Raw genomic sequence first — 935 nt, forward strand, 5'->3', positions numbered from 1 at the left:
TGCCAGACGCTGTGTCCGTCAGCTTCAGTCAGTTGCTCCGGCAACCCGTTCAGGTCGTTGTGGTAGTAACGAATTTTCTGCAGTGGGCCGTCACCGTCGACGCGGGCCAACGGTTGATAGCCGCCGTCGTCTTCATACACATAAAGACTGGTTTGACTGTGCTTGTGCTCCTGCAACAACCGCAGCCCATCCCACATGAACCGGGTTTCCCCCAACGGATACCCATCGCTGCCATGCTCGGTTTTTTCAACCCGCCGCCCCAGCGGGTCGTAGACCATCCTGACCACGCAGCCGTTTTCATTAAGCACTTCAACCAACCGGCTTTCTGCGTCATACACAAACCGCTGCACGCCACGCTTGGCGCTGCGCTTCTCGATCATCCGTCCAAACGCATCGTAGCGATAACGCTTGTCCTGATACGTCAGCAGTTTGTTATGCACCACCAACCCGGCGCCCGTCTGCGGGCCGTCGAGCAGGTTGGCGGCGGCATCGTAGGCGAAGGTTTCGCGCTGGCCGTGCAGGCTGTCCTGGCTTGCGATGATGCGGCCGGTGGCGTCGTAGTGCAGCAGTTGACGGTGTTGTGCCGCGGGTTGCTGGTCGAGTTTGCCGATCAGGTTGTCGGCGGGGTCGTATTCGAACTGCTTTTGCGTCGCCGCAGGCATCAGCGATGGCTGGCTGTTAAGGCGGCGTTGGCGTGAGCGCAGGCGGCCGCTGCGGTCGTATTCGCTGCGGGTGCTGAGCTGGCCTTGGGTGCGCAGCACTTCGCGGTGCAGGCGGTCGCGTTCGAAGTCGCTGATGACCTGGCCGTCGAGGTTGATCTGGTGCAGGTGGCCGCTGCCGTAGTACAGGCGATTGAGCCAGCGCCCGTCCGGCAGTTGGGTCTGGATCAGGTTGCCGAGTTCGTCGTAGTGATGTTGCAGCTTGCCGCCGGCACT

General features: G+C 61.5%; 1 pseudogene. It reads right to left on the minus strand.

The features are described 5' to 3' along the window. A pseudogene (locus NTD89_RS16360) lies at positions 1-935 on the minus strand (RHS domain-containing protein); the annotation flags it as partial.

Origin of the sequence: Pseudomonas sp. 14P_5.3_Bac1, assembly GCF_025466135.1 — a bacterium.
Lineage (GTDB): Bacteria > Pseudomonadota > Gammaproteobacteria > Pseudomonadales > Pseudomonadaceae > Aquipseudomonas.